Origin of the sequence: Burkholderia sp. USMB20, from assembly GCF_000949135.2 — a bacterium.
Classification (GTDB): domain Bacteria; phylum Pseudomonadota; class Gammaproteobacteria; order Burkholderiales; family Burkholderiaceae; genus Burkholderia.
Window position 1 is genome coordinate 808,748 of the sequence record NZ_JTAN02000019.1, and the last position, 26,062, is coordinate 834,809.

18 protein-coding genes are annotated in these 26,062 nt (G+C 48.3%); 2 read left to right on the forward strand and 16 right to left on the reverse strand.

The features are described 5' to 3' along the window. Positions 1-28 precede the first annotated feature (28 nt). Together PL79_RS28315 and PL79_RS28320 are read left to right on the forward strand one after the other, a co-directional pair. A complete protein-coding gene (locus PL79_RS28315) occupies positions 29-1,438 on the forward strand; it encodes a UDP-glucose dehydrogenase family protein (protein WP_044846967.1) in 1,410 nt (469 codons plus the stop codon). 567 nt (positions 1,439-2,005) lie between these two features. Next, entirely contained in the window at positions 2,006-3,154 is a 1,149-nt protein-coding gene (locus PL79_RS28320; RefSeq protein ID WP_082088643.1) for a glycosyltransferase family 4 protein, read from the forward strand. A 221-nt stretch (positions 3,155-3,375) separates the two neighbouring features. Here PL79_RS28320 and PL79_RS28325 read toward each other — a convergent pair whose 3' ends face one another. The 16 genes from PL79_RS28325 to PL79_RS28400 all read right to left on the reverse strand — a co-directional run bounded on the left by PL79_RS28325 (position 3,376) and on the right by PL79_RS28400 (position 26,005). Next, the gene (locus tag PL79_RS28325) at positions 3,376-4,491 is read right to left on the reverse strand and encodes an acyltransferase family protein (RefSeq protein ID WP_044846969.1); all 1,116 of its coding nucleotides are present in this window, start codon (positions 4,489-4,491) and stop codon (positions 3,376-3,378) included. A gap of 67 nt (positions 4,492-4,558) precedes the next feature. Next, positions 4,559-5,656, reverse strand: a complete 1,098-nt coding sequence (locus tag PL79_RS28330; protein ID WP_082088644.1) for a glycosyltransferase family 4 protein — start codon at positions 5,654-5,656, stop codon at positions 4,559-4,561. A 146-nt stretch (positions 5,657-5,802) separates the two neighbouring features. Continuing rightward, complete coding sequence (locus PL79_RS28335) at positions 5,803-6,954, reverse strand: glycosyltransferase family 4 protein (RefSeq protein WP_044846970.1); 1,152 nt, start codon at positions 6,952-6,954, stop codon at positions 5,803-5,805. Positions 6,955-7,055: 101 nt separating this feature from the next. Further along, the gene (locus PL79_RS28340) at positions 7,056-8,102 is read right to left on the reverse strand and encodes a glycosyltransferase family 4 protein (RefSeq protein ID WP_082088645.1); all 1,047 of its coding nucleotides are present in this window, start codon (positions 8,100-8,102) and stop codon (positions 7,056-7,058) included. A gap of 863 nt (positions 8,103-8,965) precedes the next feature. After that, entirely contained in the window at positions 8,966-10,852 is a 1,887-nt protein-coding gene (locus tag PL79_RS28345) for an acyltransferase family protein (protein WP_082088646.1), read from the reverse strand. Between the two features lie 292 nt (positions 10,853-11,144). Then, positions 11,145-12,488 (reverse strand): lipopolysaccharide biosynthesis protein, encoded by a 1,344-nt coding sequence (locus PL79_RS28350; RefSeq protein WP_135801162.1) that lies wholly within the window; start codon positions 12,486-12,488, stop codon positions 11,145-11,147. A gap of 90 nt (positions 12,489-12,578) precedes the next feature. Then, positions 12,579-13,154: a putative colanic acid biosynthesis acetyltransferase gene (locus tag PL79_RS28355; RefSeq protein ID WP_044846971.1), complete on the reverse strand. Its 576-nt coding sequence runs from the start codon at positions 13,152-13,154 to the stop codon at positions 12,579-12,581. A gap of 99 nt (positions 13,155-13,253) precedes the next feature. Further along, positions 13,254-14,630, reverse strand: a complete 1,377-nt coding sequence (locus tag PL79_RS28360) for an endo-1,3-alpha-glucanase family glycosylhydrolase (RefSeq protein ID WP_135801163.1) — start codon at positions 14,628-14,630, stop codon at positions 13,254-13,256. A gap of 73 nt (positions 14,631-14,703) precedes the next feature. After that, positions 14,704-16,077, reverse strand: coding sequence for an O-antigen polymerase (locus tag PL79_RS28365; RefSeq protein WP_135801164.1), 1,374 nt, complete (start codon positions 16,075-16,077; stop codon positions 14,704-14,706). 44 nt (positions 16,078-16,121) lie between these two features. Then, positions 16,122-18,356, reverse strand: coding sequence for a polysaccharide biosynthesis tyrosine autokinase (locus PL79_RS28370; protein ID WP_193759886.1), 2,235 nt, complete (start codon positions 18,354-18,356; stop codon positions 16,122-16,124). A gap of 9 nt (positions 18,357-18,365) precedes the next feature. After that, positions 18,366-18,812, reverse strand: coding sequence for a low molecular weight protein-tyrosine-phosphatase (locus PL79_RS28375; RefSeq protein WP_044846974.1), 447 nt, complete (start codon positions 18,810-18,812; stop codon positions 18,366-18,368). A 736-nt stretch (positions 18,813-19,548) separates the two neighbouring features. Next, positions 19,549-20,472 (reverse strand): GDP-L-fucose synthase family protein, encoded by a 924-nt coding sequence (locus tag PL79_RS28380; protein ID WP_044846975.1) that lies wholly within the window; start codon positions 20,470-20,472, stop codon positions 19,549-19,551. 5 nt (positions 20,473-20,477) lie between these two features. Then, positions 20,478-21,596 (reverse strand): GDP-mannose 4,6-dehydratase, encoded by a 1,119-nt coding sequence (gene gmd, locus PL79_RS28385; protein ID WP_044846976.1) that lies wholly within the window; start codon positions 21,594-21,596, stop codon positions 20,478-20,480. Between the two features lie 234 nt (positions 21,597-21,830). Further along, entirely contained in the window at positions 21,831-23,006 is a 1,176-nt protein-coding gene (locus PL79_RS28390) for a polysaccharide biosynthesis/export family protein (RefSeq protein ID WP_415750473.1), read from the reverse strand. A gap of 56 nt (positions 23,007-23,062) precedes the next feature. After that, on the reverse strand, positions 23,063-24,442 hold the full coding sequence (locus PL79_RS28395) for an undecaprenyl-phosphate glucose phosphotransferase (protein WP_044846977.1): 1,380 nt from the start codon (positions 24,440-24,442) through the stop codon (positions 23,063-23,065). 45 nt (positions 24,443-24,487) lie between these two features. Next, positions 24,488-26,005: a mannose-1-phosphate guanylyltransferase/mannose-6-phosphate isomerase gene (locus tag PL79_RS28400; RefSeq protein ID WP_044846978.1), complete on the reverse strand. Its 1,518-nt coding sequence runs from the start codon at positions 26,003-26,005 to the stop codon at positions 24,488-24,490. Positions 26,006-26,062 lie beyond the last annotated feature (57 nt).

A 26,062-nucleotide genomic window follows, 5' to 3' on the forward strand; every position in this document is an offset into this window, starting at 1 on the left:
CGCAATCGATTCCTCTCCATACGGCAACATGAAAATCACCATCATCGGTACCGGTTACGTAGGCCTCGTGACGGGCGCATGCCTTGCCGAAATCGGCAACGACGTGTTTTGCGTCGACGTCGATCAACGCAAGATCGATATCCTGAACGGCGGCGGCGTACCGATTCACGAACCCGGCTTGAAAGAGCTGATCGATCGCAATCGTGCGAGCCGCCGGCTGCAATTCTCGACCGACATCGAAGCCAGCGTCGCGCACGGCGACATCCAGTTCATCGCGGTCGGCACGCCGCCCGACGAGGATGGCTCCGCCGATCTGCAGTATGTGCTCGCCGCCGCGCGCAATATCGGACGGTATATGAGCGGGCCGAAGGTGGTGGTCGACAAGTCGACCGTTCCGGTCGGCACCGCGCTGCACGTGCGCGATGCGATCGCAACCGAGCTGACCCGCCGCGGCCTGCGCCACGAATTCTCGGTCGTGTCGAATCCGGAGTTCCTGAAGGAAGGCGCTGCCGTCGACGATTTCATGCGGCCCGATCGTATCGTGATCGGCACCGACGCCGACGAGGCCGGCGAGCACGCTCGCGAACAGATGAAGCGGCTGTATGCGCCGTTCAACCGCAATCACGAGCGTACGCGCTACATGGACGTGCGCTCGGCGGAGTTCACCAAGTATGCGGCGAATGCGATGCTGGCGACGCGGATCTCGTTCATGAACGAGCTCGCGAATCTTGCAGATCGCGTCGGCGCGGATATCGAAGCCGTGCGCCGGGGGATTGGGTCGGATCCGCGGATCGGGTATGACTTCCTTTACGCCGGCGTGGGTTACGGCGGTTCGTGTTTTCCGAAGGATGTGCGAGCGTTGGTGCAAACCGCCGCCGAGTACGGGCAGGCGCTGCGCATTCTGGAAGCCGTCGAGGCAGTCAACGATGCGCAGAAGAAGGTGCTGCTCGAGAAGATCTCGGAACGCTTCGGGGATGATCTGTCGGGGCTCACGTTCGGGGTGTGGGGGCTTGCGTTCAAGCCCAATACCGATGATATGCGGGAAGCGCCGAGCCGTGAGCTCGTGGTTGGGCTTCTGAAGCGTGGTGCGAACGTGCGTGCTTACGATCCTGTTGCGACGGATGAGGCGCGGCGCGTGCTTGCGCTCGATCTCAGCGACGATCCGGCTGCACATTCGCGGCTCGAGTTCGTGACGACGTCGGAAGAGGCCGCTGCAGGGGCCGATGCGCTCGTGATCGTCACGGAGTGGAAGGTGTTCAAGAGCCCGAATTTTGCGGCGCTCGTCGAGTTGCTCAGCGAGCCGGTGATTTTCGATGGGCGGAATCTTTATGAGCCGGAGACGATGCGGGAGTTGGGGGTCGAGTATTACAGTATTGGGCGGGCGGGTGTGGGGGGGACGCGTGAAGCAGAGACGACGTTGAAGGTGGCGCGGGGGTAGGAACGACGTTTGTGTGGGCAGCGCAAGGGGAGCGACATGTCGACTCGAGACTATCAATCTTTCGCATGCCCTCCTCTCGCGCCCCGATAATTCCTAGCTAACAAATGTCAACCGAGACGGGTTTCCTGGCGGCGTGCCGGGACGCTAACGTGACGCCGCATGTAGCACAGCGATTGATGATCGCAAAACACATTGGGCGAACCACGTATCGGTCGGCGCAAACAAAAATACATCGAGCACGCCAGGCGATGTATATCAGCCGCGAGCGAGCCGAGTAGCTTCCCTGCTGACTCTAGCGGCTTCCGACCTTATTCGTGTGCGCGCGCTGGTCGAGCGGAAAGTGGTATAAAACCGCAAATTAGCGGGAAATGAAATTGTCACATCCACATTACGGATGCTCCGAATCAAACCGACGCGAACCAGCCTGCGCTATAGCGCTTTGGACGGGCATGCTGAGCATCGGTAACGTACATTACAACAGACCACTAGAGACGGACGCCATTACTTTGACAGAACACCTGGATAACTCATTCGGCGTTAACAGAATTTTGCACGGAGCACCGAATTATGAAGGTTAGCGTTGCAGTATGCGGGCGATTCCATTTTCACAACTATGTTGAAAAATTAGACGAATTTGGGATCCTTGATACATTTTACTACTCCCATAAAATACGCAACTCCGCATTCTCCTTAACACATAGCCGCGCGGTAAATGTCTGGCTCAAGGAATACGCGCTCCGAGCACACGCGAAGCTGCTCAAGGGTCGATTCAGCGACACGCTGTATCCGACATACCACGACCTTTGGCAGATCGGCGTCCAACTGAACTGGCGCCCGACACCATTGCTGCACGTGATGGCACATGGCACATCACTGCAAATTGTGAAGCGAGCAAAGCAGGAAGGTTCAATCGTAATCGGCGAGGTCGTCAATACACATCCAATCTATCACGACGAAATCCTGACTCAAGAGGAAAGCAAGCGCGGGATTCAGCATGAAAACAGAATAAACCGACAACAGCAAAGGCTCATCGATGAGTTAGAAATGTATAATTACGTACTCGCGCCTTCTGAAATTGTCCGTGAATCTTTCGTCCAGCAGGGCGTTCCGCCAAATATCATCAAGGTGATTCCCTACGCCGCCAATGTCAATAGGTTCCACCCTTTAGAAAAAAATACATCACTCAAAGATAGCTTCAACATTCTATGTGTCGGTCAGATAACACTACGAAAGGGTCAACTCTATCTTCTTGAGGCAATTAAGAAGCTTGATGACAAACGACTACACGTTACGCTGATCGGCCAAATAGATCCACGAATAAAGCCCCTACTGGCTAGCTATCAGCATCTCTTCAAGCACATTCCTCGCGTAGACAATGCCGAACTCAACGAGCACTATAATTCGGCTGATCTCTTCGTGCTGCCTTCACTCGAGGAAGGCTTGGCAGTCGTTCTATGCGAGGCCCTTGCGACTGGACTTCCCATCATTGCCACGCGCGAATCGGGGGCTGCGGAGATTATCGAGCACGACCGCACCGGAAAGATTATCCCCGCAGGTTCCTCCATTGAGCTTGCTGACGCGATCAACGAAATGGCTAATTCTCCGGAAAAAGTGAGAGAGTTCTCTCAACAGGCGATCCTTGCCGCGACGCAAACTCACAACTGGAATCAGTATGCCGATAAGCTGCGCAACCTATACTTGAACTGCTTAAGCTAGAAATTACGAATCGAAATTCGTGACACGCGTGTCACGACGCAACTGAGTCAACAAAACTTGTCGCTGATGCCATCAGCGACAGCATCAGCGACGCTACGTTGATGCTGTCGCTTCACTGGCTACAACAAACCGAATGGCAAACGCGATGAGCACTTCTCCGAAGCAACAGTTCAATTCATTGAATAATTTTCACGCCAGCTTGGCGACAAGTAAATTTAAAGTCAAGACCCGAAAATCATATATTTCTGACGCCTCGATTTCTTTGAAAGCCAATCAATTGCCGGCTTCTCAACGAAAAGATAAAAAACATACGAAAACCCGATAGCCAATAAGCCAGCCAAAGCCACCCATCCAATATTTTCCTGCCGAACGCCACGAAACAAAATCGCCGACAAAAAAACCAATAACGGCAAATGCGTAATATACAACGAATAACTTAACTTACCAACCCCTTCCAATAACGTAACCGCTAATCCACTCCAATCTTTAACAACCAATATCACACCAAGAAACAAGGCAAACGACAACGACCACACTTGAAATGCAACAAAAGGAAGCTTAAAAAATAAAATACACCCCACCACCAATAGAAAAACACCACCCGATAACCGCACCCTCATCTCTCTCGCATATTTATCAACCTCCCCCTCCGCAACCAGCACACCCAGGTACCACGAAAACCAATAAGAGGCAAACACCTTGACTCCACTTTCATGTAAAACAATACACGAAATCGCATTTACCATCAGAACAAAAAACATAACATTCCGAACACCCCATGCCCTAATCAAAATAAGCAAAAATGGATATACGATGTAGAATTGAATTTCGATAGACAAGGTCCACAATGCGCCATTAGAACCAAATACCCCTCCAACCACTCCCTGCAATGCGAGCAAATTAACAAAAAAATCCCGAATTGATAAATCACCAACTCTCACATAACCCGGCAATAGCTTCAAAGTCAAATAATCGAGAATTAACGTAACAATCAATGCCGCAAACAATACCGGATATATCCTAACAAAACGCCTAAACCAAAACCTCAACGCCATATCTCGAAACAAAAAATTAGCCTTCGAATCTCCAGCATATCCACGATGAATACAATAACCGCTCAACACAAAAAAAACGGGCACTCCAATCGACCCCCATACGAGCGGGAAAGAAGCATATCCAAAAATCCTAGATGCAGAGATTGCTCCCGGCCCCTCCAACCAAAAAGCACGCATTCCAATCCAAAATATTTCTCGAGCATGCAAAAATAGAACGAAAAGTGCTGCCACACCGCGCAGCAAATCTATGTTTCTTCCAACGAGAGGCCTTGAGAGCATCATATAGATTCCCGATCAACAAAACATACGAGCCCAACATCTCATACAAATAACGCCGGCTTCAGCAAGCCTACCCTCCGAGCAGTGCCGACACCAACTCTCCAATGTTATGGCTAACTGAAGTCTGGTACATGGCACGCTCGAATGCTTCCCTTGACAGTTTCTCGTAGTGCACAGGATTCTCAGATAAATATTTTATAAAATCAGCGACTCTTCCCTCAAAATCAGAATCATCAGGATAAGTCACTCCCCCACCGGCTACCAATAGTGATCGAATACATCCTCTTGATGTTGCGATCACTGGAATCATCCTGCTCATCGCTTCTATTATAGTTAATGGCTCTGCCTCATTCTCGTAGGCGGATGGAAACACCAACAGATCAATTGATCCAAAAAACAACTCCTTCTTTTCGCCGTAGGCCGGGCCAATATAGTCGACCCTATCCTCGGAACGCACGCACAACTCAAATTGCTCCCGAATACTTTCATCAAGGGGACCAGCAATTATTACCTTCAGATCGACACCCTCGTCCCTCAACTTATCAACAATATCAAATAATCTAAATATTCCCTTTTCCCGCGTAATATTTGACAAAAAACCAATCGTCAACCCCGAACGGTTAACATTTTTTTCAACCTTAATGCCAGGACTCAATTTCATCCCGATAATTTCCGCATTCGAAATTGCCCGTACGTCCGTTACCAGACCACCGTACCGATCTCGGAGCCGCGCCGCCATGTCCTCACAGAGCACAATATGCGTCACCTTTCCCGAAATTGAAAATATTATAGAAGTCACCCAGTCTCGTTTGTTAATGTATCTAAAGCTATGGTGATGAACAAAGGCCCGCACACCCAAAAATCTACCAATAACCAGAAATATTGAATCTCTAATTTGCCCCTTCCCACCCGAAAGAGCAACGTAAAGTGAAACAGGCCGATGCGAAATCATCAAAAAACAATAATTCACTATTAGCTTCACACCATCAAGAAAGCGACGAAACGTCGACGCAATCTTATTTTTTGAACTACCCCTCCAAGTCGTATCAAACGGAATCACATTTGCGCATTGCCGAAGTCTTTCCATCATGGTCTGGTTCATATTTGACAAGCCATGAACCGGCGGTGGAAATGCGCCGATCATGAACACAGTAGGTTTGCCCTTCATTTAAGAACCTCAACCAAGACAATCTAAAATTCAACAGTCGTAAAAAGATAATCCCGACTGGCCACAATAAAATTCCTTCAACTCTATGCCTGTCAACTTCTGGGCAATGTGATAAATAGCTCGATAAATTTATAATTTTTATAATCTCAAGAAATCACTTTCACCAGATCAAGCAAATTTGTTGCATAGAGTCCCGGAGACCAATCTCGAATAAGCATTTTTGCTCGCCGTGCAAGCTTATGTCTCGTAGACGCCTCTTCCAACAATTCGATCATTTTTTTAGACAGCGCATCAACGTCATCCGGCGCCACAACAAAGCCCGTCTCATTGTCGATCACGATTTCGTCTGCGCATCCGCAAGTCGAAGTTACGATCGTAGGAATACCAGACGCCATCGCTTCACTAACACATATACCCCATTGATCATACTTACTTCCAAGAACCAAATACTCCGCCAACGCGTAATATTTTGGCATCTCTATGTTCAAAACACTGCCCCGCATTATTACCTTATCCTCAAGTCCCAGTGCGCCAACCCTCTCCCTGATGGTTGATTCCAGAGGTCCATCACCGATCAAGATTAAACAAACGGACTCACTCCTTTCATTTGCTTTTCCGAATGCCTCCAAGACACCAATAATATTTTTTCTATCGATAAATCGACTAACGCACAGAACATATCGATCGGGCAAACAAAGGGTCTCTCTAACAGAAAATTCATCCAGCTTTGCTTTTGCCGCTATTTCTCCAAACATTTCCACATCGATCACGTCAAATCCAACTCGAGAGCGATCCATTGGAATCCCCAGACCTTTTACATATCTCCGATGTTTATTTCCGGCGACCAAAGCACCATCAAAGCGCGAAACAATTAATCCCTTTAATTTCTCTTTCCAAATCGACCTTCTCCCGTCGTCAGCCTTCGAATCTGAAGTAAAAATTATCTTGTAGCCATGAAATATTTTACCAAAGGCCAAATATATAGAATAATTTGTGTTGTATCCCAGCGTTACTATCACATCAGGGGAAAAATCACTTACTTCGACTCTTATCGCCCTCAACAAACGCCAACCCCGCACCAAACCCTCCTTAAGATTTGGGAATAAAGTCCTCTTATCGTATTTTATATCGCGCTGAAAAGAATCTCTGCTGCTCTGAGGATATTCGTATAGCCCAGATTCCCCGTACACCTCAATTAATCTGACCTCGAATCCTCGCTCGACACACAAATCGGCAAAAGATTTATATCGAGGGATGTGATAATCACTAAGATTCCCAATCACAAAAAGGATTCGCATATTACGCCCACTCAAATTCAAAAAAATATCAATTCGAGAACTTGCTCAATACATCATCAAGCACATGAAATAGCCCATCAATTTCTCAATAACCTATAAAACTAGCTCCAATTCGGAGCAACTTTATTTGATACGACTTCCAAATATCTTTCTGCAACAGCGGATTCAACATGCCGAGACAAATGCACCTGGTATTTACTAAATAAATTATCTCGAAGGTCTCTATTTTCGTGAGCACGAATCATCTGACTAACCAGATCCTCAACATCGTCGCGGCGAAACACAAGACCACATTCTCCGACAGCATCCGGCAACCCACCGCCATCTGATACTATTACTATGCAACCGCATGCCAGACCTTCCAATGCAACATTTCCGAAAGGCTCAGCCCAACGAGACGGAATCACTAATATCTTGTGCTGGTTATAAATTGATGCGATTTCGGAAGCATCTTTCTTTCCAACGAAATCGATTTCGATGTCTGGGCACCGAGAATGCGCAAGAACTTCCAATTCAGATCTATCTTCACCTTCACCAACTATGGTTACTCCCGAAATCTTTATTGTCGAACTTGCTTGTGCTAGAGCCCGGATAAAAATATCGGCCCCTTTATCCTTGACGAGACGCCCCGCAAACAAGAACTCTCGCGGTCTACTGTCGTAGGCAATTTCATTACGAAATACCGAATTTCTATATGGATTCCCAATTACGTTTCCGGCGTATTCACAGTCTGTCGCAACGGCCTTACTTACATAAATTCGACCTTTCACTTCACGAAGAAAAAGCCTTTTCAATCTACTTCTAAAACTTGGCTTACCATCAACTCCAGCGATCCAAGTTCTTACCGCGACATACGTTTTCCTATATCGCAAAATTCCGATTAATGCATACCGAAGAGACGGATTATTGTGAAAAATAACATCCGCCCACATTATCAATCCAATTCTCTGCCATACACCCGGCCGGCGGATGACCGCGAACGGAAACGATGTTTCGCATTTCGATGGAGTCTGGGTAACGAGAACTACATCGTGCCCAAGATTTACGAAATTTCGAGCCAGAATTTCCGAATTTACTTCAATTCCGCCAACCGACGGATAAAATGCATGAGAAATAAATAATATCTTCATCTTCGTCAACTTATTCATTAAGAGCGGGTTATCGAAGCAATCTGATTCGATGGGATTTTCCCTCGGTATCCAGATCCATCAGTTGGCGAATACACTGCGAACTCGGCCGCGCGACTATCTTTTAATATCAAACAATCCCATCGCCCAGCGGCCAATACCTTGACTCGAACAGCCAGATCATGCAGTCGTAGATGGCTAAACCACCTTGTCCCAAAAGACCTTCATCAACCAGACGAGGTCGAGGCCTTGATGCAGTACTCAATCCGGTCAGTAACAAGGTCCAAGGTGCGTCGTGATGTTTGGGAGCCGGGACGCGACTCGTATTGCTTCTTGCGCGATTTCCGAGGTCAATTTGTTGTCGACAATATGTTCTAAGAACTCGTGGCTCGATTACAGCGGTTCACTGCCGCGATGTCTGACGCACGCGAAGTCGCAGTCGCTACACTTCGAAACGGGAATATACTAAGTATTGGCGGAACAGCTTTACCAATATGACCGCCACATGTTTCCGAGCGCTCGCGGCCCCCCGTCATACTGCCATGGCTAATCGTACAGTTCTATCGCACCACAGCCGACATCGATCCCGGCCAAGTCCGCCATCAATGCCGCACAAGTGCACAGTTGAAAACTGACGCCAGTCGGCGCATCAATAACATTCCGAATGACACGGATCTTCGATCACCCATCCCCTCAGTACCTTTTTATTTTGCAACATCACTTTCTACGTAAGCCTTGACATTTATTTATGTGCTATGCCACCTCACGGTAGTCCGCCGCAAATCAAAACGTCAATTGACAAAATAAAAAATCGCCAAATTAGAGCCCCCTCAACTGAAATGAGAGAAAACATCTTATTCGGCGACAACCATCCACTCTCCTATTTATTTCAATTCAACAATAGCCTCAGCCAGTATTTTTGCTCCACTAATACTTAAATGATCTTCGTTGAAGTAAAGAACGCCAAAATCAGGTGCGTATACATGGCACACCGAATCGCACAAGTATCTTTGCGTATAAATTCCCCTAACACTACTATCCCTTTCAAGTGATTCGAGCATTTCAAATACGGCTGAATTTTTTGCGCGGTATATCTTCTCGCTCAAACCATATGAATTCAAATTCCTGCCATCTTGAGCAGCGACGCCCAAAATGGCTGGTGGATCGAATGATTGAACCGGTATCGGATACAGTACAATCACCTTCTTACCTGCCCGGTCCAAAGCAAGCGCTGCCCTTCTGAATCCGTCCAGCATATCTGCGTACGCGAAACTTCTGTATCTGTAGAAGTTCGCTACCATGACGACCTGTTTTATATTCCTATCTTCAAGAAGATGTACAAGCGTATCATTATTATGCTTTACACAAAATGGCCTACTCTCAATTGAATATCCTATTGAGGGCGGACAGGCAGAAGCAGTGATTTCCATTACCGATTGATCGTTCGCCACGAGCTTCTGCCCTAACGCAACAGACAATTCTGCGCCATGACTGTCTCCCCATATTGCGATACTAGGCGGCACATTCTTCGCCCCAAATGTACAATTATTTGAATAGGGAATAATTCTCGATCCATCACTATGACACTCTACGCGTCGCACATTATAATCATTTGACGCATTAAATAGTCTTTGAGCATCGGTAGAAAATCGGTTTGGCATTCCTTGCGACGCACCAACAACTATTGGAGCAATACATCCAAGCACCATAATAGTTACCCCCACTTTCAAAACAGGAGTCCTGGCCGCTTTGACGCCCAAAAAAGGACGTTCGACATAATATCTAGAAAGCACCGCCGCAATTAACCCGATAATTATGGCCATACCAATTTCGGTTGGCGACAATTCATCGCCATAAATATGCTTTAAAAAAACTAGAACCGGCCAATGCCAAAGGTACCACGAATATGAAATGTCACCAAAAAATAGAAACACCTTATTCGAAATCACTCTTCCAACAAACGTCTGCCATTTTGCGTTCGCACAAATAATCGCCGCAGCCCCAACGCATGGCACTAGCGCAGCAAATCCAGGAAAGGCAACTCGTTCATTATATAAAATCAGGCCACTGGCAATAAGAATAATTCCAGAAATGGCCAAAATCTCATTACTCTTACGACCTTTCAAAAGACTCAATCCTGGTGCAGCACAAAATGCCCCAATCAGTAACTCGAAGGATCTAGGCGGCGTCAAGTAAAAAGCCGCACCCGGATGTTGATGTAACATCCATACCGAAATAGAAAGCGACACGAGCATAAGAACTAGCACAACAGGAATGTACAATTCCTTTCTAATTCTAAAAATTAAAATCAGAATCAGGGGATGTAGAATATAAAACTGCTCCTCGACAGCCAGCGACCACGTATGCAAAAGCGGCTTCAGCTCAGCAGAGCCGTCGAAATATCCGGAGAGGTGAAGAAAAACAATATTTGAGACGAAAAAGATAGAACCGACTACGGTTTTACTTAACTCCATAAAATCTTTTGGAGAAAGCAGAAAATACCCACAAATCATCGAGAAAAACAATACCGAATATAGCGCGGGAAATATCCTTCGTACCCTACGTCGATAGAATTCGGCAATCGAGAATTCTCCCCGCTCAATTTCACCCAAAATTGTTCTGCTAATCAGATATCCAGATATCACAAAAAATATATCAACGCCTACGTATCCACCTGGAATAAGCGATTTGTTAGCGTGAAACAACACGACAGAAAGCACGGCTATCGCCCGAAGCCCCTGAATATCTGATCTAAAATTGACATGCCTCATATATAATTCCCGCTTTATAAAAAATACCAGCGGACACCAACATCACGACCATTATCGCGAAAAAGTCGCAGCCCACAACATAATGCTTGTTGATGACTCGAACACAAAAAACAAATCTCTGCAGCGCTCAACAACATTCCGGCACATCCACATGGATGTTAATATGACAAACCAGCCCCACCTCAAACACAATTTACTTCTACACAAAATACTTCTCAATTTAAATTATCCTTTCACTCTGCAATCGACACCAATGCATCGATGTCATGCGTCGCAAATTTTTCAATTTTCCTCACGAAATATTAACCATCTTCACTAAAAATATCGAAGATAAAAACTCAATTCTATTTTGGCTTATTAGTTTTAATGAACTTCTCAAAACTATGATTAGCATAATCAACTCTTGCCAAGCGAGCCCATACGCCGCCATTGAAAGTGATCCAGATATTTTCGCGATCACATAACAAGCCGCGAGACCGAAGATGGAGAAAATCAATGCCCATAGGGTGAATCTGGTATGCAAGTTAACTGCCAGCAAAACAATAGCGCTGGTACCCCACAACATATTCAGGATAACCGCAATCAATAATGGTATAAATAGATTTATATCAAAAACGACCTTCCCTTTTGTCCAGTGGTCGAAAATGAATGGAGCCAGCCAAATCATGCTCGCACCCACCAGCATTCCGATAAACAATGCCGCTCGCATTGCCGCGGCGTGTAACTTTCTGACCAAAGGCATATTTTCGGAAGCATAGGCTGACGAAATCTCAGGAACTATGGGTGAGTTGATCGCCGTAGACAACTGAACCAATAAACGCGCGAGAGTACGCATGGCGGTAAATACAATTACCTGTAACGGTCCAAACATGTATCCGATTAGCATGACACTTCCACTTTGCGACACGGCGACGCTGGCAGGCAACGCCATATAACCTAGGCAGGGGCGTATCAATCGCCGAGCCACTAGTAAGCCGTCTTTCGATAAAACAAACCTCGCCCACTCAAACCGAACGGCTAACTGGCGAAACATCCCAATTACAAAGATTATCCGAACGATCAAAACAGATAGCGCTACTACTATTGGACTTCCGCCGAGCAGAGCCGAAGATACAGTCGCCATAATTTCCGTAAGGCGTTGGACATTATTTAGAAATGCACCGTAGGGATATTGTCCACCCCCACGAAAACTGGCAACACTACAATTTTGAAAAAAAGTCAAACAAACCTGAATCCCGAAAATAAGCAAAATTATGACTGAAGAGTCTTCCCGAAATCCGTGAATAGGTAATATCTGAAACTGACTTTGCAGTATTATTAACAGGCAAGTCAGGAAAATCACCGCAATGCACGCGACAATGTTCGCCACAAGTGCCCCACGAAAAGCATTTTTTGCTTTCATCAGATCCTTGCGGCCGAGTGCCATGGCAATCTCATTTCCCGCCACGGAGCTAAATCCCATATCACTTAACGCAAGATATTGTGGGATAACGCTTAAAATGATCCATGCCCCGTACTGCTCGGCGCCCCAATGGATCAATAGTGTCGGCAATATTATGAGCTGCCCCAATATCGTGACAGCCTGTCCAAATCCATTGACCAGGATCCCTTTTCCGATTCTTGCTCCTAGGCTCATATGTCTCTATTCCGGCGCCGATATTTCATTCATCAATCAATTATTGAATGCTTTTGATTAAAAATAATCTAAAACAATATCTCACAAAAATCAGCCTGCCCCATCCCGCTCATTAAACAAAACTCTATTCTTGATGGGCTTCGCAGGTGAGCCGGCACAAATCATGTGAGCTGGCATATTTCCTATAACCACGCTACGAGCACCCACCACTGCACCGTCCCCGATAATTACTCCAGGTGCGACAAATGTCTCAGTCGCAATCCAGACACCCGATCCCACTTTTAACCCGGCCCCACGAATCGGAAAATCAACCGATCGATAATCGTGATCTCCACCGCACAAATATGTCCCTTGCGAAACTACTGAATGCGCCCCGATTGAAATATCACCTAGGCTATAGATGTGTACGTTATCGCCAACCCACGCGAAATCTCCAATCTGTACCTTCCAAGGATACGTAATAATTGCGGACGGTCTTATGAGAACTCGCTTCCCGATTTTTGCGCCAAATGCCCTTAATAACATACGCCGGAATCCATACGCAATTTGTGGCGAGCATCTAAATAATGTTGCCTGGACAATCCACCATAATTGCACAATTACTGCGTGACGTCCTCGGAATCCCCGCGGCATGACAAAACGACTTAGATCTTGAGGTAAATTCATGAGGTCACTCCGCTTCGGCGCATAAAATGATAGTCATTCATATCACCGACACCCATCTAGTTCAGAAATCAAAAAATCGTATCGACCAGCGAACGTTACCTATCGGAACGTCTCCTCCACCAATGCGTGACCAGAAAAATAATTGAATCTCGAACTACTGTCTGAATCCGAGATCTCCTGCTCTCCTGTTTTTTTTAAAATCACACTTCCATTGCGGATCAAAGTAAATGTCGGTCGGCCGAATTCGAACGGTACGTCGACGTTTTGCAGTCCGGCCTGCAAATTGAAAGTCGAATGATCGCCACCAATTTCCACAATCAAAGTTGCTGGATACTTTAGAAAAGCCGTCACGTAAACACGATCTTCCAATGTGGATACATTTTTAGGACGACCCATATCGGAAAATTCCTTCGGCGTTACCGTCGCACTCAACTTCATCGGTGCCAGTCGATAAAAATAGTAGAGTTGGTCGGTGGAGATATGCGGTGGCACACCGGCTTTAAACCAATCAATATAGTACTTGCTTGCTTCTAGATAGGCGCTATGAGAGAGCAATTTCCCGGCTGTACCCCAAGTGAGCGCCGTCGTATCCGGACTTCCGAATGGAGCCATATACGTCGATTCGTTCCAATCATTCCACGTTACCAGCTCTACCCAATCGGCACCTACATCAATGGCAGATCGCCACTGATCCTCCATACCTTGAAATCCCTTTGTGTCAAACAATCTATAGTTTGTAGAATTTCCGCGGTAATACGGATAAATTCCCGCCATAAATATTTTTTTTCTTTCGTGGAGACTTCGAGATAAATTTATATTGGAATTTACGACTTGATCAGACCTCGTTCCTGCAGCAAAATAGAAATATCCATCAATGTCGGGGAATGTATTGATCAGATTTTCAGCTAGAAGATCGGAGATCAGCGGGAAAACTATTGGTCTCGTATAGAAAAATGGAATAAAAAACAACCTTTTGTTTTTTGCAAATTCCATCAACTCTTTGCCTTGTCTATTATCCTTTCCCTCTCTCGAAAAAGTTGACAAAACAAATTTTCCACGGAAATAAAATTGATTTGGTTGATTACTCAACGTGTCAACGATATCTTCGAGCTCCTGACGACTCAATCCATCGTCAGATATAAATAACTTGAAACCAGTTCCTAACTCTTTTGCAGCCTCATAGATTCGGAGTACGCGCTTTTTATATTCCGGCTCTACCTCATTCCAGTGTCCGCAATTCAGTGCAAATCCATCGATATGATATTTCTGCGCCGAACGTATCTCGTCCTTATAATCATCAACGCTTGCCCCTGGCCCCTTCACTGGACAACAAACCATATAGTGAGCAAAAACGTACTTTCCCTGCGTCCTTTGCCCTACTTGATCAAATTTGGAGCCGAGCGAAGAATCAGAAAGAAACACTGCCCACACAATAAATAAAGGGACTTGCCGAAGAATTACGCTAAATTTTCTCACGATGTCCCTCAGTAAACATCAACGTCACCCTAAATTGGGAGCTACGAAGTTCAAAAATCCAATATTTACGGTGTTAGCTACGGTTAGCTGGTGCAGAGAAGCGGTCAGTATCGTTTATCAGAGACTGCCGTCCCCTTTTGATACCTAAAAATTTATTCACTGCGGCCGCCAATACAACCGGTGCGATCGTAAGCGCCGGAAATTTGAAAAATGAGATAATCCAGCCGTCTCGGAAAAACTGAATAAACAACGCACAAAAGCAAATATACATCATTGCGTTTATCGGTTTATGCGAATTCCGCATAAACCAATTATATGTCGTCGCAAAGAACATCCCGTATGCGACGTGCAGTAGTACAACGCCAACGATTCCTGCACTAGTCCAAGCATCGCCAACCGAAGTCCGTGTCAAGCCAAAGAAGTTGGCGTAGTCGTTCAAGTTAAAAAGCTGAATTGGCGCCCCGACTGGTTTCCCCGGCCACCAAACACGTGGAATAGGTTCGGTGAAGATCTGCAAATATTGAACACCGTACGTATATGTCTTTGTTACCGCTGGAACAAATTTTAGTATTATCGTAAGCGTATCAAAATTTGCGAAGTCCGGTCCTTGAAACGGAATTAGCAAACTATCGCCTATCGAGTGCTCGACTGTGGTGCTAGCGAGGGATGGGTCAATCAACCCTCGAATAAATGATCTATCTTGTCCCAGAACACCGAAGAGAGCGAAGATTGGAAGCCCATAGAAGATCCAACGACGCGGAGGCCAATACTTCTTCTTGGAATACAGATACAATAATGCAACCGCTAAGGTTGTAAGAACGATCGACCATCGTCCCCCACCAACATAAGATCGAATAAAGAAGAAACCGAGCAATGGCATAAAGCTCCTGGCCTTAAAACCCTGCTGATACAAAAGAATCACGCACAGACCTACTAGAAGAAATTGAGCATCCAAAATATATCCATTTTCATTCGTATTAATAGATATATTATTAACGGTCGTCATATTTGCGTAGTTCGCTCCCCCCGCAGAAATCCCCAGACCCGCCGACAACATAGAATAAATCGCTATGGGGCCAAGAATGAGCCAAACTATTACGACCGTCTTTGTGCTGATTGCATAATTCTGAGTTGTCTTTTCAGAATAAACAGCACTCTTTTTATTGATGGAAAAAAAATATCCGCCTGTGAACGAGATCAAACCCGCCGCTACGACGATATGAGTGAGTGCGAGATCACTTTCATCCGGGGTTACCCCGATATAATCCCAGACAGCATTGAAATCAAACAATTCCCCCAGTGCCGGTCTAAATATAAATACCACAAAATGGAATATCAAATACCAAAACAGAGGGCTAAACATACTACAACTTCTCTTTTGCCCCAAGAATAGGAACAAACAAAATAGAAACGCGGCAATGTCAACAAAGAGGCCGATGGTCTCCATAATCAACCTCCATAGATGGACAATATCTCGTCGAGATTCATCGCTTACGCTTTCTCGTTCAAGTACCCGGCGTAAGTGTAATATGAGTAGCGATATCTACCGTCGCTATATCCATAACGCCCCGGGCGTGGTACTACGCAATTGAAGATAATGCCTTTCGGATTTACGCCAACTTGCGTTAATCTCTTCTTCGCCTCATCCAGCTCGCCGATTGTCGAAACACCTCGTCGAGCGACCAAGAAAGTCAGACCCGCAAGCATCGCTATTGTGGACGTTTCCGCAACTGGCAAAATAGGTGGCGAATCAACTAAAACGATATCGTACCTCCCGGTCATGCTTTCTAGGAAGTGCGCGAACTTCTTTGAAGAAATTACTTCGGCTGGATTCGGAACAATTTCACCAGTCGCGACAAAGTCGAGATTACTGCGAACATCTCGCCGAACTACGTCCTCAAGGGTGCGTCCTTGTACAATAATTTCGGAAAGCCCATTTTCTCTCTGTTGTCCCAACGCGGTATGTAATGCCCCCTTCCTCAAATCGGCATCGATGAGCAAGACCCGACACCCAGAATCAGCAAGTACCGCCGCCAGATTTAAAGATATGAATGACTTGCCCATATTGGGCGTCGCCCCGGTTATCTGAAGAATATTCGACTTCGCTTCCGCTAACGTAAATTGAAGCGCAGTTCGAAAACTTCTTAAGCTTTCGATTGCCGGATCGGTCGATTTAATATCAGCCAATATTCCCGACTGACCATCTCGCTGCCGACTCCTTACAAGTGTCCGCTGATTTTCACTTACAGGCACAGTTGCATAAACCGGAAGATTAATTCGATTTTCAATATCGTTAGCTGACTCCAATCCTCCAAAGATTGCACGGCGCAAAAATGCTGTCGCCACAGCCACGATGAGTCCGAGGATCACGGATACCCCAATAATGACCGCACGGCGAGGTTTGACTGGAACGTCAGACGTGGTAGCTGAATCAACCAATCGGACATTTCCGATTTTTCCCGCTTTAATTAACTGTAGCTGCTGATAATTGTTAAGCAAATTTGTATACAAACTTGTGTTAACCAACACATCTCGCTGAAGGCGAACTACTTGCTGCTCCAGTGGCGGCAACGCACGCGTCCTCGCTTCGTTTTCCGCTATCGCATTTTTGTATCTTGCTATTTGCGCATCGATTGCTTTAACCGAAGGATAGTTTGGCGTGAATTTTGTTACCAGTTCGTCACGTTGTTGCACCAATTGCAGCAGTGCTGATTGAAGCGTTACAGAGTTTTGCAACGTCGAAGCAGCCTCTCCGCTAAGATCCACGGTGTTATTTTTGACACGGAAGCTATTGAATCGTTGTTCGGCCGCCTCGAGCCTCGATTTAAGTTCCGGAAGTTGTTTATCTAGAAATTTGAGCGACTTTTGCGCTTCTTCCGATTTTCTCTCAATATTTTGATTAATATATTCCTTGGCAATCTCGGTCAAAATGTCAGCAATATGTGCTGGCCGCTCCCCCTCCAGAGCAACACCGATGACATCCGACTCCTTACCTTTTTCGGCGATCTGCAGCTTGCCTTGAAGAGCAGCAACCGTCCCAACAGGTGACCGTTGAATCAGCGTAAAACGTGCACCAGGTGCTCCATGGACATAATCCACTAACAAATTTATCTCGCCGAAAGGGGAAGTGGCCACCAAACGATGACCAATTTCACCACGATATGCGAGATTGTGCTCTTTATCAATTAATGAATAATGACCGCCATTAGCCAATTCTAGTTGAAATTCCCTTCCATACAATGACGGTGGCACATCAAATTTCGAAACTTTAATCGACTCCCTTCCCCATACAAATCCGCCAAATCCAAATAACCCGGGCTTACTTATCGTAGAGTTGAATCGAGAAATCCATTCCCCCAAAAAGGGAAACCGCAAAGGTTCTGCATCGATATCGAGCCGCAGGTTATTCACCGCTTTCCCAACCACCAGGCGCGATTTGATAATTTCTATTTCGGTACTGGCTTGCGACTTGATATCAAATAACGTACTCACGTCAGATAGCAAGCTACGCGTTGAGTTCGGATTCTCTTCAACTTGCACAAGTATATCGGCCCGATAAACTGGCGTTGCGGTGAATGCATAGATCGCGCCGATCAAGAAGATAACGAGAATTACCCCTCCCATCATCCATCGATAATCGTACATCACGTCCAACATATGGCCGAGGTCGAGTTGACCATCTTCTTCCGTAAATCTCTGTTGAACTGGCGTGCTAATGTTATCCATTTTCATTTCTCATTGCGCCCGTTTGAAAAGATGAGTCAGTGGCCCAAGCCATTTGTCTACCCCAGCATCGATTAAAGAAAGACTTTTCACAAAAGCATCAAGTCCCAATTTGTAGGGATCCGGAATATCCGATGACTGATCGCGTCCCAAACAAAATACTTTCCCGCGGGCAAGCGGAAAGGAATTAAGCACGACCTGTTCTTGCCAACGCTCCATCACAAATATGACGGCCGCAGCAACTACTTTTTCACGATTCAAAAGCTTTGCCCGGTGCAAGCTAATATCCAGATTTCGCTCTGCCATCAAGCCGACCGCAACCGGATCGGCTGGTTGCCCAATCATCGGTCGGATACCGGCCGTGTGCACAACTATTTGAGGAAGTTTATCTTGCAGGATAGCCCCGGCCATCGGACTCCTACAGACATTTCCCTCGCAGAGGACAAGAATCGAATTCATCTCAGCAAAATACACGGAAGCGTCCCGGATAATATTTAATTCAGAATTTCAACACCAAATTAAGTAATATTGGCCCAGCTCCACATTTATCTACGGGAATTGGCATACCGGTTGATTAGAACTTGAATTTACACAACGGCGCTTCAACTTTGTCGGCGACGATTTTCCATGCAACGGAGCATAAAGTTGCCCCTGACCAGGAAAAGTCGAATAAGCAGTCTGATTGTTTAGCGACCGATCCAAGGTGGACAAATAACTAGCCCCTACCCTGTCATTCCTCACATTACCGAAAAGCGAACTAGCGCTTCCTCCATCGGAACCACCTATGCTGTTCTCCGGAGTCACTGCGCCTCCCTGGATGGGGTAGCCACCTGTCGAGGTAAACCCTCCCATACCGGGAGCAGCTCCACCAAGGAACATATTGTTCGCTAGTCTTTCACTCGTCATAAGAGCACTGGAACCGATCTGCCATTGATATGAGTTTCCGATATCTTTATTCATCAACTCGTGAGCAACGCAGAGATTACTAATGCTGAATGCGCCAAAAAAAAATATGCTAAGGAGGCCACCTAGTGCAGTTGAACGCACTACTGAGTTTGATAGTCCTTTCATATCTTCCTTCACTTCTTCACGCCCTTTAATATTGAAGCCGCTCGAAAATTTTCAGCGCATCGCAATCTATATAAAGTGCGTCGTCAGAACGATTCCTTTAAATCTCAAAAAACCGGATATGCACCTAGCTTTTCATAAAAGCTGAATAAGTCATTTTCAATCCATCTTCGAGGCTAACCTTTGCCCGCCAACCCATATTAGCGAGTCTGCTCACATCCAGCAATTTTCGAGGAGTTCCATCTGGTTTGGTTTTGTCAAACACAATATTCCCATTCCATTCGATCGCGCGCATTATCGAACTCGCAAGCTGCCCGATAGTAATATCTTCACCGCATCCGACGTTATAAATACCATTTTCGACGCCATTTTCCATTAAGAAAATCGCCGCCGCGGCAAGATCGTCAACGTACAAAAATTCTCGTCTAGCGCTGCCGCTCCCCCAAACTTCGAGCACATCTGTTCCAGCCATCTTCGCTTCATGCGCTTTCCTAAGCAAAGCTGGCAACACATGACTTGTGTTTAGATCATAGTTATCGTTCGGGCCATAGAGATTCGTTGGCATGAGCGAGACATACTTCGTCCCATACTGACGATTATAAGATTCGCAGAGCTTAACTCCCGCGATCTTTGCAATTGCATACGGTTCGTTTGTTTTCTCGAGATGTCCGCCCAGCAAGTATTCTTCCTTAATCGGCTGATCGCAATCACGAGGATAAATACAGGAGGACCCGAGAAATATGAGACGCTTCACCCCGGCACGAAATGCCGAATGTATTACATTGGCCTCTATCATCAAGTTTTCGTATAGAAAATCGGCTGGGTACGAGTCATTCGCCTTTATTCCGCCAACCTTCGCAGCAGCCAATAGCACAACATCAATCGACTGCGAATTAAAAAAACTCTCTACTTGCGACTGGCAAATTAGATCAAGATCTTTCCGACAACGAGTGATAATGTTCTCGTATCCGGATTCCTTCAATGCTCTAACAATCGCAGAGCCAACCATCCCGTGATGTCCGGCAACAAAAACACCAAGTTTCTTATTCACGATAATTACTCATTGTGGGCAAAGGTTTTGAAACCAGCCAATTTTATGAGTGCATCCCTCTTGGCAGCCTGATGATCAGCATTAACCATTTCGTGAACCAATGATTGAAACGAGGTTCGCGGCTTCCAACCCAACTTCTGATGCGCTTTCGTCGGATCACCAAGCAATGTTTCCACTTCCGTTGGACGGAAATAGCGAGGATCAACTCGAACAATAATTTCGCCGGGCGAGACATTTACCTCGTTTCCAGCAACCGTCTCTACGACCCCCACCTCATCCACACCGCTTCCTTCGAATTTAATAGTGATTCCGAGCTCAGCAGCAGCAGATTGGACAAAATCCCGCACACTATATTGAATACCAGTCGCGATAACGAAATCTTCTGGTTCATCTTGCTGAAGCATTAGCCATTGCATTTCGACATAATCACGAGCATGTCCCCAGTCTCGCAGAGCCGACAAATTCCCCAGATACAGGCAATCTTGCAGTCCTACTGCGATTCGGGCAATTGCACGGCTAATTTTTCGTGTTACAAAAGTTTCACCTCGGACTGGGGACTCGTGATTGAAAAGAATCCCGTTGCACGCGTAAATACCGTATGCTTCCCTATAGTTGACGGTGATCCAGTATGCATATAGCTTGGCTACCGCATACGGACTTCTAGGGTAGAATGGCGTCGTTTCCTTTTGAGGAATTTCTTGCACGAAACCATATAATTCCGAAGTCGATGCTTGATAAAAGCGTGTTTTTTTATCAAGACCAAGGATACGAATCGCTTCTAGAATTCGGAGCGCGCCAATTCCATCTGCGTTCGCCGTATATTCCGGCTCCTCGAAAGACACAGCCACATGACTTTGTGCTGCCAGATTGTATATTTCATCTGGTTGCACACGCTTAATAATACGAACAAGGCTGGTCGCATCGGTTAGATCCCCATGATGCAGCACGAAACTGCGACCTGAAACATGTGGATCTTGATAGAGATGATCGATTCGGTCCGTATTAAATAGTGAAGTGCGGCGCTTGATTCCATGCACCTCGTAGCCTTTTTCCAGTAGCAGTTCAGCAAGGTAGGATCCATCTTGCCCCGTGACACCGGTTATCAAAGCAACTTTGCGCGTCATACGTTACCCCTCAATCTGTTATTTAAGCGTTGATTCGCCATATCGATGGTTAATCGCCGATTCTGCTTACATCATATTAATGATAATACTCATGCGAATCAGCTCCCTGCTCAACCGCAAGCGGATCAATTCTTATCTAAACTATTCGTCGGCATTTCACCGCAAGTTGCTTTTGATTAGTCTCGGCTCGCGTTGCAGCACTACAATCGATAATACGTCCTCAAACCGCCATAATCATTTCGACAACACGGCACCCGTTAGGCCGGCGTTTACCGCTGGCAACAGCAAATTCAAAACCCGACTAAATCGGACTAAGCCATTGCCATCCACATATACGACATCTCGTGGCTTAAGCTCAAACTGGTTCGCAAGGAGCATTGAGACAGGGGACCGGGCGTCGAGATGAAAGACCTCCGGAGCCGTCGCATTTGATCCACGTACGACGAATACTTGTGCGGCATCCGCGCTGTTGCTATTCACACTTCCGGCTTGCGAGATCGCCTCACTTAATGTCAGCTTTCCACTCCTGAGTGGATATGCACTGGTTGGCTTATTTACTTCGCCCATTACATATACGCCGTGCTCTTCACGGGAAACAACGCGTAACAAATCGCCATCCTTCAGAACAATATCCGACGGACTTATATTGCGATCAAGGATTCGCGTCAAATTGATTGGATAGGACTTTCCGCTTCGCACCACGACCATCCGACTTTGGTCAGCCGTCGGACTAAATCCACCAGCGCGGCTGATAGCCTCGTTCAAGGTCAACGGGACATCGTTGACGGGAACGACTCCCGGCGAATGCACTTCACCGTCCACATAGATTTGCTGAGAGCGATAGGAAGCGACGCGAACTGTAACCTGGGGCTTCACAAATACCCTCATGAATGAATACTCTACAGCTCGCTGGGCTTCATCAATACGCATTCCCTCGACATGAACAACACCGCCATACGGCACTTGCACATTGCCTTTGTTATCGACCACAAATCCTTGAGTTGGATCTGCCGGACGCGTAGTACTGACGTTTTGCCCCCCTCCTTGCGCCGCCATCAATTCCGGATGGTCCCACACGGTAATCTGGAGTACATCTCCCTTGCCTAACTTATAGGCTTGGGCCTTGCCTACCAGATCTCTAATCTGATCCTCATCCGCCTTGAGGTCCGCCTCGTGCATGCCTCGAATCAAATTCGTCGTGATATCCGTAATCGGTACTTGAAGGTCGGGTTGCTGTACCTGCGCATCGTGCCCGCTAACCGGTAACGTCGCCGGGGTTGTCATCTTCATCCCTGGCGCAAATGCACATGCCGACAGCATTACGCTTACAGCCGCACCGAAAACTAGCTTGCGGTTGAGTTTGCGAATTTGCACCACGGCCTCGCCTGCATTTTTCCAATAACCATGCATTCCTATCTTCCTCGACTCTTGCCTCGCTCGGACGCCCACCGACCGTGAAGGCCGATTTAGTACGCGTTTGTATTCATCAAGCCTTTCGTCACCGTCGCAAGGACAATGCGCATATCCAGCGCGAATGACCAGTTCCTTAGGTAATACAGGTCATATTCGACCCGCTTCTGCATCTTCTCGAGGCGATCGGTCTCCCCGCGATAGCCGTTCACCTGAGCCCATCCGGTAATTCCGGGCTTGATGCGATAGCGGTGGATGTACCCGTCGACGACCTTTTGATAGAGCCGATCGTGCTCGATCGCATGCGGCCTCGGCCCAACCACCGACATCTCGCCGCGCAGCACGTTAAGAAACTGCGGCAGCTCGTCGAGACTGGTTCGTCTGAGAAAGCGTCCGACACGGGTGATGCGTGAGTCGCTCTTCGTCGCCTGCGTGACCACGCCTGGCTGTTCGACGTGCGCACGCATCGTGCGGAACTTCAGAATCTGGAACTTTCGCCCGTCCGCCCCCTTGCGGTATTGCTTGAAGAACACGGGCCCGCGTGACGACAACTTCACCGCGATGGCGATCACCACCATCAGCGGCATCAGCGCCACCAGCGCGATTGCGGCGAACAGGCGATCGAACACATCCTTCTGCCACATCGCATGACGCGGAAGCGGCGATGCCACGAGATTGATCGCCGGCGCGCCGATGAGGTCGATCATCGCGCCGTCGAACAGCGCGACGCTGCGCACATCGGGAATAAAGCGGATGTTCACTAGATCGTCGCCGAACGTATTGACGAACCGCAGAACGGTCGCCTCCTCCGACAAAGGCAGCGCGAGCCAGATTTCCTGGACACCGTTCTCCCGGACGAACTGCGCGAACGCATCGAGCTCCGTGAATACCGGTAAGCGATGCGAAGCATTCGCGGTAACCGGGCGCAGGTCGAATACAGCCACCGGCCGGAATCCACTCGCCGGCGACTCCTCGATGTTTCGAACCACCTGTTGGCAGTGCTGAGCGTGTCCTACAACCGCGACACTGCGCAGGTTGATGCCCGCATGACGAACACTGCGCAGAAACAGATGCGTGCCGATTCGCGACGCGATCAGTGCGCCCCCCGTCATCGCGGTCCAGTACACGAACCACAGCCTGGAAATCACGTCCGAGCGATGGAGCGAGAACATCAACACGATCCCGCACGCCTGAACGACGAGCCACGCGAGCGAGATCTTCCCGCTCAACCTCAGCATCGACCGTCCCCGCCACGATTCGTACACGCCGAATACCGGAAACAGCACCAGCGTGAACGCGATCGCGAACGTGACGAGTGCGCTGTCGAAGTGCCCCTCGGAAACCGTCTGATAGCGAAATTGCGACGCAAGCAACGAGCCGGCGACGATCAACGCGATATCCACGAGTCGAGCCATCAAGCCTTGTAGACCGAACATTTCAATCTCCCGTCTGACGCCAACGATCACAGTCGAATCGGGGCATTACGCACGCCCGTACGTATCGTCGAACCGCACGATGTCGTCCTCGCCGAGATACGATCCCGATTGCACTTCGATGAGCTCGAGCGGCAACTTTCCCGGGTTCTCGAGCCGATGCGTCACACCAAGCGGAATGAAGGTGGACTCGTTTTCGCCGAGCATGAATTGCTCGTCGCCGCGGGTAACGAGCGCAGTTCCGCTCACGACGATCCAGTGCTCGGCACGGTGGTGGTGCAGCTGGAGCGACAACCGTCCGCCCGGATGCACGACGATGCGCTTCACCTGGAATCGGGCGCCGTGATCGATCGAGTCGTAGTAGCCCCACGGGCGGCGCACCTTCCGGTGCGCATCGGCTTCCGGCGCCTGTTGCGCGCGGATCCGGTTCACGAGGCCCTTCACGTCCTGGACGCGCGAGCGGTCCGCCACCAGCACCGCATCGGCGGTTTCGACCACCACCGCATTGGTCATGCCGACACATGCGACGAGCCGCCCTTCCGAATGCACGAAGCTCGAAGTCGCACCTTCGAACACGACCTTGCCGCGCCCGACGTTGCCGTCCGCATCCTTGTCGAGCGCCTCCCAAACCGCATCCCACGAGCCGAGATCCGACCAGCCCGCATCGAGCGGCACGACCACGCCCTCCACCAGGCTCGTGTCGGACACGAGGCGCTCCATCACCGCGTAGTCGATCGAATCAGACGGCGACTTGAGAAAGGCATCCTCATGCGGCCGGAAGAAAGGACCATCGTGCTTGCCGTCCACATGTGCCGCGAGGCATGCGGCGTGCATATCGGGCTGGAGCATGCGCAACGTGTCGAGCCAGACGCTCGCGCGCACGACGAAAATGCCGCTGTTCCACCAGTACGAGCCCGATTCGACGTACTGCGCCGCGAGTTCGGCGGCCGGCTTCTCGACGAATCGCTCGATGCGGTGCGCACCGGCGCCAAGGGCCTCGCCGATCTTGATGTAGCCGAACCCCGAATCGGGCCGGGTCGGCGGCACGCCAAGCGTCGCGATCGCACCGCGCCGCGCATGCTCCACCGCGAGTGCAATCGCACGATGAAACGCGGCGGTATCGGCAATGGCGTGATCGGCCGGCATCGCGACGACGATCGCGTCCTTCCCGTCCGCACTGGCGGCAGCGACTGCCAGCGTCAGTGCGGGCGCCGTATCGCGCCGGGCCGGCTCGACGATGACGCGGGCATCGAGGCCGCTGGCCCGGAGCTGCTCCGCCGTGACGAAACGATGCTCGTCGCCGCAAACGACGATGGGCGCCGACACATCCCCTGCTTCGATCGAAAAACCCGTCATGCGCTGGACGGTTGCCTGCAGCAGAGAATCCGCACCCAGTACGCCGATCAACTGCTTCGGATACTGTTCGCGCGACATGGGCCACAAGCGCGACCCCGATCCGCCCGCGAGAACGACGGGCGCGACGCTGACCTTCACGTCGACTGCGTCGCCGCGACCGGAGCCGACCGGTCCTGTTTCGCCGCGCTCTGTTTCGATGGATGCCGACATAATCTGCACTCCTATTCTCTCAGGCAATAATTCGATCTGAAAATCCGGGAATGAGCT

Bases quoted from the DNA above. Each gene is read 5' to 3' on its own strand.
- PL79_RS28315 (WP_044846967.1), top strand. From the start codon at position 29: ATGAAAATCACCATCATCGGTACCGGTTACGTAGGCCTCGTGACGGGC.
- PL79_RS28320 (WP_082088643.1), top strand. From the start codon at position 2,006: ATGAAGGTTAGCGTTGCAGTATGCGGGCGATTCCATTTTCACAACTAT.
- PL79_RS28325 (WP_044846969.1), bottom strand. From the start codon at position 4,491: ATGATGCTCTCAAGGCCTCTCGTTGGAAGAAACATAGATTTGCTGCGC.
- PL79_RS28330 (WP_082088644.1), bottom strand. From the start codon at position 5,656: ATGAAGGGCAAACCTACTGTGTTCATGATCGGCGCATTTCCACCGCCG.
- PL79_RS28335 (WP_044846970.1), bottom strand. From the start codon at position 6,954: ATGCGAATCCTTTTTGTGATTGGGAATCTTAGTGATTATCACATCCCT.
- PL79_RS28340 (WP_082088645.1), bottom strand. From the start codon at position 8,102: ATGAATAAGTTGACGAAGATGAAGATATTATTTATTTCTCATGCATTT.
- PL79_RS28345 (WP_082088646.1), bottom strand. From the start codon at position 10,852: ATGAGGCATGTCAATTTTAGATCAGATATTCAGGGGCTTCGGGCGATA.
- PL79_RS28350 (WP_135801162.1), bottom strand. From the start codon at position 12,488: ATGAGCCTAGGAGCAAGAATCGGAAAAGGGATCCTGGTCAATGGATTT.
- PL79_RS28355 (WP_044846971.1), bottom strand. From the start codon at position 13,154: ATGAATTTACCTCAAGATCTAAGTCGTTTTGTCATGCCGCGGGGATTC.
- PL79_RS28365 (WP_135801164.1), bottom strand. From the start codon at position 16,077: ATGGAGACCATCGGCCTCTTTGTTGACATTGCCGCGTTTCTATTTTGT.
- PL79_RS28370 (WP_193759886.1), bottom strand. From the start codon at position 18,356: ATGGATAACATTAGCACGCCAGTTCAACAGAGATTTACGGAAGAAGAT.
- PL79_RS28375 (WP_044846974.1), bottom strand. From the start codon at position 18,812: ATGAATTCGATTCTTGTCCTCTGCGAGGGAAATGTCTGTAGGAGTCCG.
- gmd (WP_044846976.1), bottom strand. From the start codon at position 21,596: ATGACGCGCAAAGTTGCTTTGATAACCGGTGTCACGGGGCAAGATGGA.
- PL79_RS28390 (WP_415750473.1), bottom strand. From the start codon at position 23,006: ATGCATGGTTATTGGAAAAATGCAGGCGAGGCCGTGGTGCAAATTCGC.
- PL79_RS28395 (WP_044846977.1), bottom strand. From the start codon at position 24,442: ATGTTCGGTCTACAAGGCTTGATGGCTCGACTCGTGGATATCGCGTTG.
- PL79_RS28400 (WP_044846978.1), bottom strand. From the start codon at position 26,005: ATGTCGGCATCCATCGAAACAGAGCGCGGCGAAACAGGACCGGTCGGC.